Source organism: Vibrio sp. YQ_11 (assembly GCF_043103065.1).
GTDB classification, from domain to species: domain Bacteria; phylum Pseudomonadota; class Gammaproteobacteria; order Enterobacterales; family Vibrionaceae; genus Vibrio; species Vibrio parahaemolyticus.
Genome location: NZ_JBICJM010000039.1, coordinates 24874 through 32989 on the forward strand (window position 1 = coordinate 24874; position 8116 = coordinate 32989).

Consider the following 8116-nt stretch of genomic DNA (forward strand, 5'->3'; position numbering starts at 1 on the left):
CCAGCAAGCTTGGGTTGTACGTAATAGGACAGGAATTATGCGTAAAGCAAAGATTTACCGTTACTGCCTTCCAATGGACAGTGGCGTAATACTGCGTGATAACAAGCTGACGGAACGCATCGGCTACATTGTTGAGCTATCTGATGGCGAGAACATGGGATTAGGTGAAGTCGCACCGCTTTTTGGTTTTAGCTTGGAAAGTACCGAAGAGGCTGGCATTCAGTTACAAGAACAGGCTGAACGCTGGGTCGCGGGTATACCGGTTGATTATGCCAATATGTATCCTTCGGTTGCGTTTGGCTTATCTATGGCTCAATTGGAGTTAGAAGGTGGTTTGCCGACGCAAGGCAAATATCAAACTGCTCCACTGTGTACGGGCGATCCCGATGAGTTGATTCCAAAACTCAACGAGATGGAAGGTGAGAAAGTGGCAAAAGTGAAAGTGGGTCTGTATGAGCCCATTCGCGACGGCATGCTTGTGAATCTCTTCCTTGAATCTATCCCTCAATTAACGCTTCGACTGGATGCGAACCGTGCTTGGACACCAGAAAAAGCGCAGCAGTTCGCAAAGTATATTACACCGTCTCTTCGCCAACGAATTACGTTTTTGGAAGAGCCATGCCGAGCTCCTGGCGACAGCATGTCTTTTGCCATTAATACTGGTATCGCGATTGCTTGGGATGAAACGCTGCAAGATGCCGTTCGTCGAGAAGACTTTAGCCTTGAAGATCTGACAGGCGTGAAAGCGATCATTATCAAACCGACATTAATCGGCTCCGTCGATTTCTGCATTAAATTGATCGAAAAAGCAAAAGCGTTAGGAATGAAAGCGGTGATCAGCTCAAGCATTGAGTCGAGCCTTGGCTTGAACCAATTAGCACGTTTGGCGCAATGGCAGTTGCCTGATGAAGTTCCTGGTTTGGACACTATCGGGTTGTTCAAAGCGCAGCTAGAGCAAGGTTGGCCAAAGTGCGAACTTCCTGTGCTTCCTTTGTCTGAGCAGGAGTTAGTGTGGCATTCAGCATAGAGCCATTCTCTACAGAACATAGTGCGATTCCACCTTGGAAGTATTGGGCTCAAACGAGCCCTTTTTCTATTGCACTCGCAACACCTCAAGAAACATTGAATTGGCAACAGCTCTCGCTTCGTGTTACTCAATACGCGCAATCGCTCTTGCAGCAAGGTGTTACGCGCGATGATGTGGTGACTCTGGTAGGGAAGAACCAAGTTGAAACAGTATTGTTTTATTTAGCTGCGCAACAGTTAGGCGCTATCACCGCGTTGACTATGCCTCAGCCAATCGAGGCGCTACAAGGTAAGCTCTGCACACTGTACGGCGATCATCAAACACGTTTTGTTTGGTTTACTCCAGATTGTGAGTTCGCTTACTCTAGCGAAGAGAAAGCAGCATTAAATGCGATTTTTCTCACTTTGCCTACGGTAGATACCGTGGTTGAAAACACTGAGGATGACTATCAGCACGACAGGTTGGCTTCGATTGTGTTTACCTCAGGCTCAACGGGGACACCTAAAGCGGTGGTGCATACTCATCGACAGCACCTCGCTTCGGCAGAGGGATTACTATGTGAGTTCACCTTGCATCAACAAGATACTTGGCTGTTGTCGCTCCCACTTTATCATGTTTCTGGCCTTGCGATTGTTTATCGCTGGATGTTTGCTGGCGCAACGTTGAAAGTCGGCACGGGAAGACTGGCAGACGATATCCTCGCGGTTTCACACGCCTCTTTAGTGGCGACTCAACTTAAACGCTTGCTAGATGATGATGTTGAACTGTCACTGACGCACGTTTTGCTGGGGGGCAGTCATGTGGCTCATGAGTTGGCGGTAAGAGCCACAGAAAAAGGCATCGAGACGTGGTTAGGTTATGGTATGACCGAGGCAGCATCTACCGTTACGGCAAAACAGATCAATGACGTAAGCAATGCTGGGCATTTACTAAAAAATCGTAAGATTAAGCTGGTTGATGAGCGCATTTACATTGGTGGACAAACGCTAGCTTCAGGCTATTTTCACCAAGGTCAAGTGACGGCATTCGTGGACGAGGATGGTTGGTTCGACAGTAAGGATCTCGGTACTTGGCAAGGAGATGAGTTAAAGATCATCGGTCGGGCCGATAATCAATTTATCTCAGGTGGAGAAAACGTTCACTGTGAGGAAATAGAAGCAGTATTGAACCAAATCCCAAGCGTCACTCAGAGCATTGTCGTGCCAGTCGAAGATGTTGAGTTCGGTCATCGTCCTATAGCCGTTATTCAATCAGAAGCGTTACTGAGCCAACAGGAATACGAGCAATACTTGCGGAAAAAGCTTGAGAAGTTTAAATGGCCAATCGCTTACTACTTGATGCCACAAGCCTTGTTAGAAGGTGGAATTAAAGTCTCGCGTAAAGCGGTAAAAGAGTGGCTGCTTTATGAGTTAGATAATCAACGTTAAATAGCTGGCGCTCATTTGCCCTGCTGAAATGAGGCGAAGATTAGTCAATTTTGCTATGTGTTAGTCGGAAAGGGAATTTCGTAACCTTATAACTCTGAATCATAATTATGTCTAAACGTAGAGCAGAAAGGCATAAGCTTCAGAATGGTGAAATCGGTTTTATTGATAGCGGCGGTATTACAAATTGGCATCGCAATCAGCAGTGAAGGGCTCACTCGCTCGTTAGCGGAATTGACGGCGTTTTTAATCGCTATCGCGTTGGTGTTTGCGCTCAAGAGTGACAAACAAGAGTCAACCTCCGACCAACGCGATAAGTCGACAACGATTATCTAAGTACTAGCCAGCTTAGTGACGTAGTGGAAATTAATACCCATAAAGTCACACCAAACAACAGCGGTTTAGGGCCAGAAGATTTCAGTTTCGAAATCGAAATACTACATCCTATCAAGAATAAGCACACCACCAGAGCTTGCTTCGCAATGGTAAAAATACCGTGATACACCACCTCAAGTTGTGGGAAGAAATCACTAAAGGCGATGGCCGCGCAATACCAGAAAATGAAGTAAGGAATCACTAACTTTTTCGAACCGTCCTCTTTGTTCCCACGTGAGAAAATCACGGCGCTAATCAAAGCAACAGGAATGATCCACAAGGCTCGCGCCAGTTTGAGCGTGGTTGCAGTTGTCAGTGCCTCTTCACCGTAGGCAGAGGCAGCGCCAACAACAGACGAAGTATCATGAATCGCAATTGCCGCCCATGTCCCAAAGGTTTGTTGGTCTAGGTTTAACGCATGACCAATGACGGGGAAGATGAACAACGCTAGAGAGTTGAGTACAAAAACGGTAGCGAGTGCCAAACCTATTTGTTCATCTTTGGCTCTGATTGCTGGTGCGACCGCAGCAATTGCGCTGCCACCACATATCGCAGTTCCGGATGAAATGAGATACGCAGTCGTCGTTTCGAGTTTGATTACTTTGGCGATGAGTGAGCCAATGACGAGTGTGCCGACAATCGTAGCGATAATTAGCCCGATACCATCTGACGTGACAGACAATGCCTGTTCAAAATTGATACCAAACCCTAAACCGATAATAGAATAAGAAAGCAGTTTTTTGGTGAAAGAGGCGATGGGTAACTCAGTAGGAACTAAGCCAAAGCTGGCAAGTAAGAAGCCAATAACAAGTGCAATAGGGGATGACACAAAAGGAGTTAAGCAAAAAAGCAGTGCCAGTCCAAAGGGGATGTACTTTCTGTTCAAGATTTATGATTCATTGTCGTTAGTGAAAGCGAGAGTATATCGCACTGTATCTGGTCAGTTTGTCTTAATGATTTGAACACACGTTCAGATAATCTAAACGTGTGCTCAAATAATTCTCAACGTTTTGTTTATCGCCAATCTCCGCGCAATGCGTGCACTTTTTCGAACATAGTTTGTGCGGTGGCTGAGCTAGGATCTACCGGTTCGCCAGCTTCAATTTCCAATTTGGACCAGAAGCGAGTCGGGAACCCTCTGCATGCTCGTCCTTTAGCGCGGCTAAAATAACTACCCCACAATCCTTTCAATGCCATCGGAATCACAGGTACTGGGCTTCGACGCAGAATAATGTCGATGCCACGCATGAAGTCGTTCATTTCGCCATCGGAGGTCAATCGCCCTTCAGGGAAGATACAGACAATATGGCCTTCATTGAGAGCTTCTTCGACGTCGTTAAATGCTCGACGAATAGAACTTCGGTTGCTAGCAGAAATTGGTATCACGCCAGCACGGCGTAAAAAGCGTCTTAGCGGCGGCAGGTTGGCGTAATCTTCTTCCATCACAAAGCGAATCAAACGAGGGCATACGGCACTCAGTAATAGGGCATCCATATAGCTCACATGATTACACACAATCAATGCACCACCATGCTCAGGTAAGTTGTGCAGATTTTTGTGTTTAACACGATAGATGGTGTGCGTGAGCATCCACATTGCAAAGCGAACCACAAAAATCGGAATTTGCAGAAAGATATATGCCGCGACTAAGAAGTTAAGCACTGCAAGAAGCGCAAACAGTTGTGGAATACTCATCTCTACTACGCTTAGGCATATAATGCCAAGGACCGCGCTGCCCACCATAAATAGCGAGTTAAAGATATTCAGACCTGCTATCACTTGCGCTCGTTCAGTCTCCTTCGCTCGGTGCTGCATTAAGGCATACAGTGGGACGATAAATAATCCGCCCGATGCTCCTATCATGAGCAGATAGAAAAACAGAGGCCAGAAAGGCTCGAAACGAACAAATTCAATGAAGTTTGCGAACTCAGGTAGCTCAGTTGGTACTGATGTCGCCATTAAGTAACCGAAGATGGTGATGCCTAAGGCACCGATTGGCACGATGCCCACTTCGATTCGATGATTTGAGATCCAGTTGCAAGCCAGTGAGCCTAGAGCAATCCCTACTGAGAAGAGTGCAAGTAAGAAAGATACGGCGCTTTCTGTACCGTTCAGGTAGACCTTGGTGAAGTTTGGGAACTGAGTAAGATATGCAGCACCGAGAAACCAAAACCAACTGATGGCCATGATGCATTGAAATACGATGCGATCGGATTTCGCGATCGCCAGCGTGTGCTTAGTTTGCTGATAAGGTCGCCAACGGAATTTAAGTTCAGGGGCACTTGCCGCAGCAAATGGAATCGAGCGACTGGATAAGTAACCGAGCAGGGCAAATAGAACCACGCAGAAAGCGGCCAGATACTTCGCGTTGTCAGCAGAAGCAATAATGCCTGCACCGAGCGTGCCGATAAGAATGGCGATAAATGTCCCGGCTTCAACCAAGGCATTGCCCGGTACCAGTTCCTTAGCGTTTAATTCCTGAGGAAGAAGCGCGTACTTGACGGGGCCGAAGAACGCGGATTGCGTACCCATTAAGAAAAGCAGCAGAAGTAAGACACCATAGCTTTCTGTTATAAAGCCAACGGCGCCTAGCAGCATGATGGCGATTTCAAACAGTTTTACTTTGCGAATAAACCACGATTTCTCGTATTTATCCGCCAAAACTCCAGCAGAGGCAGAAAAAAGGAAGAATGGAAGAATGAATAAGCCAGCTGCTAAGTTTATGAATAAATTACTAGAAATGGGTAATGCGCTAGAACCAGCGAAAGCGACAAACAGCAACAAAACGTTTTTAAAAATGTTGTCGTTGAAAGCGCCAAAAAACTGAGTAACAAAATAGGGCAGGAACTTTCTTTGCGTAAGCAAGGACGGCTGTCTGTCGGATGACATGGATAATCCTTTGTTTGTTACCAGTTCATGATGTAGTTAGAAAGCAAGTTACTGATTAACTCTTTACCATCTACAGGCTCACTTGAGAAAAACTTGTCATCAACGCTAAGAAGAGTAATGCCGTGTACGCCAGCCCATAGTACGCGACTCGCTTGAATGACTTCGGATTCCGTACGTTGAGGAGCGATTTGTGCGAGTAATGATTCGAGCATGCCTGTCATGCCATCAATACGTTTCGCATGCCATTCTGGAAGTTCGGCACCGTTCATGTTGTGTTCGAAAACCAATTGCCAACGGTAAGGATGTTTTTGCGCGAAATCGTGGTAGCAGTATGCAAGTTCAAAAAGTGCTTGATGAGCATCTTTACTGCTTTTTGTTGCATTTAGCGCTTCCTGCGATAACTCATCTAAAGTTTGAGCCACGGCATGAAGTAGCAACAAATTATAGTTACCAAAAATATTCACCAAGGTGCTTGGCACGTAACCAATCATGTTAGCGATCTTACGAAGGCTAAGTTCGTGGTAAGAGTTCTCATCTAAAAAATTTTTGACCGTCGTTAAGGTCAAGTTAATCAACTCTTCTCTGGTGTGATCGTTTCTGCGCGCCATACTCTCAAACTGCTTTATTGAACAACGTTCAATATGATAGACAGCTACTTAATGAGCGTCAACCGCGCAATCACGTCAGAAGGCGACATGTTTGGCAATATTCTGATACATGTCAGACTCTTTAGATTGTTTTCATAAGGTGACAGACGGAGTATGATGAACCAACAATCATCTTTGGCGTGCTACTGCTTGTATGTACAAGGTTTGGAGCACAATCTTAGATGTACCCAAACGGCTTCTTTTACCTGAGGTTGCGTGGGTATAACAATCGTCAACTTTAAGGATAACGATGAAACGTTTATTTTCTATTGTTGCTCTATTAATGTTTACCGTTGCTGTCACTCCTATCGCAGAAGCGAAGAAGTTTGGTGGCGGTAAGTCTTTTGGTAAGAGCTACAAAACAGCACCTGCACCTAAACAGCAGCAACAAAACACCAATACGATCGGTAAAGAGCAAACGACCAAGTCTTCTAGCAAGAAAGGTTTGATGGGCGGTCTATTAGGAGGCCTTCTAGCTGGTGGTCTACTTGCTGCGTTCTTCGGTGGTGCTTTTGAAGGTATCCAGTTTATGGATATCCTAATCATTGGTTTAATTGCCTTTATTATCTTTAAGCTTATGCGCGGAATGTTAGGTGCGAAGCAGGGCAGTATGAACCAGCAACGTCAACAACCAGCATTTGGTGGTAACGCGTCAAAGTTTGAACAACCAAACATGCAGAACTTTGAACAACAACCAAATACAAACGCAGGCGGTTTCACCGGTTTTGGTGCTCAAACAGATGTACCACACAATTACCCACCGGGGTTCGATCAAGCTGCGTTTATTAACGGTTCTCGTGAGCACTACCGCATTTTGCAAGGTGCGTGGAACCACAACCAACTAGACACTATTGAAGAATATGTTTCTCCAAGTCTATTTGAAGATCTGAAAGCTGAGCGCGCGAAGCTAGAAGGTGAGCAGCACACTGATGTGATGTATGTCGATGCAGAGATCGTTCGTGCTGAATACGATGCGAACAAAGCACAATTAAGTTTGCAATTTAGTGGCCGTTACCGTGATGCTGCAGAAGGTGTAGAGGAAGATATTGAAGATATCTGGCACCTAGAGCGCGACCTAACAGTACCGAATGCACCTTGGTTGATTGTTGGTATTCAAGGTTAATCACCAAGCTCGTTCAATTTAGTCTTAATTAAATCCCGCTATTTAGCGGGATTTTTTGTATCTGTTAATTGTTGGATGAGCGGAGATAGCTCTACAGGTAAAAGCGAAAGGAAACGCTCCGTAGCTAAGCACAATACAACTCAGTCGTTTTATGATTTAGCAGTCTAATGACTTAGCCATTTGGCATCTGGGATAGCTCAGTTAGTATTTTGTTGTGTCTATTCTTGAGAGATTTAGAAAGTTAATACTATTCAGTGTCTTGTCGAAGAACTCTTACCTGTTAAAAGATCGGTTCTAACGTTGAGTTTGGCCTAAAGCAATGTGGTTGTCGGTATTGGTTGAAGATCTTAGCTACAGTAGGAGTTCGTAGAACATGAATGCGACACCGTGGGGTGAGCGAGAGATTGTTAGAATGGGTGTTGATCTTACGATGTATAGAACGAAAAAAGCCAGCTCGATGAGCTGGCTTTTTCAATATGGTGGAGGGGGACGGATTCGAACCATCGAAGGCGGAGCCGGCAGATTTACAGTCTGCTCCCTTTGGCCACTCGGGAACCCCTCCAGGGTATTTTTATACTTAGAAAGTGTTTTCCCAACACTGCTTTCCAAGTGTTTTCTTATGACATAATCA

7 protein-coding genes and 1 tRNA gene are annotated in these 8116 nt (G+C 45.4%); 4 read left to right on the top strand and 4 right to left on the bottom strand.

The genetic code is table 11. The features are described 5' to 3' along the window. The first annotated feature begins 37 nt into the window (after positions 1-37). From menC to ACF8EG_RS15795, 3 genes are all read left to right on the top strand, one after another. On the top strand, positions 38-1027 hold the full coding sequence (gene menC, locus ACF8EG_RS15785) for an o-succinylbenzoate synthase (RefSeq protein ID WP_023624116.1): 990 nt from the start codon (positions 38-40) through the stop codon (positions 1025-1027). Beyond that, the gene (gene menE / locus ACF8EG_RS15790) at positions 1012-2454 is read left to right on the top strand and encodes an o-succinylbenzoate--CoA ligase (protein WP_069507245.1); all 1443 of its coding nucleotides are present in this window, start codon (positions 1012-1014) and stop codon (positions 2452-2454) included. The genes menC and menE overlap by 16 nt, the downstream gene beginning before the upstream one ends. Positions 2455-2598: 144 nt before the next feature. Beyond that, on the top strand, positions 2599-2787 hold the full coding sequence (locus ACF8EG_RS15795; protein WP_020840293.1) for a hypothetical protein: 189 nt from the start codon (positions 2599-2601) through the stop codon (positions 2785-2787). On the opposite strand, the gene ACF8EG_RS15800 is transcribed toward ACF8EG_RS15795, so the two are convergent. The 3 genes from ACF8EG_RS15800 to ACF8EG_RS15810 all read right to left on the bottom strand — a co-directional run bounded on the left by ACF8EG_RS15800 (position 2780) and on the right by ACF8EG_RS15810 (position 6323). Next, a complete protein-coding gene (locus tag ACF8EG_RS15800) occupies positions 2780-3712 on the bottom strand; it encodes a YeiH family protein (protein ID WP_079858986.1) in 933 nt (310 codons plus the stop codon). The two genes, ACF8EG_RS15795 and ACF8EG_RS15800, sit on opposite strands and share 8 nt — an antisense overlap. Before the next feature lie 128 nt (positions 3713-3840). Continuing rightward, positions 3841-5715: an MFS transporter gene (locus tag ACF8EG_RS15805; protein WP_020840295.1), complete on the bottom strand. Its 1875-nt coding sequence runs from the start codon at positions 5713-5715 to the stop codon at positions 3841-3843. A gap of 17 nt (positions 5716-5732) precedes the next feature. Further along, the gene (locus tag ACF8EG_RS15810) at positions 5733-6323 is read right to left on the bottom strand and encodes a TetR/AcrR family transcriptional regulator (RefSeq protein ID WP_005456899.1); all 591 of its coding nucleotides are present in this window, start codon (positions 6321-6323) and stop codon (positions 5733-5735) included. A gap of 289 nt (positions 6324-6612) precedes the next feature. On the opposite strand from ACF8EG_RS15810, the gene ACF8EG_RS15815 reads away from it, so the two are divergent. Next, positions 6613-7485 carry a Tim44 domain-containing protein gene (locus ACF8EG_RS15815; protein WP_005495957.1) on the top strand — a complete coding sequence of 291 codons (873 nt, stop codon included), beginning with the start codon at positions 6613-6615 and terminating at the stop codon, positions 7483-7485. Positions 7486-7962: 477 nt separating this feature from the next. Here the strand turns inward: ACF8EG_RS15815 and ACF8EG_RS15820 are convergent. Continuing rightward, positions 7963-8047, bottom strand: a tRNA-Tyr gene (locus tag ACF8EG_RS15820). Positions 8048-8116: the final 69 nt, after the last annotated feature.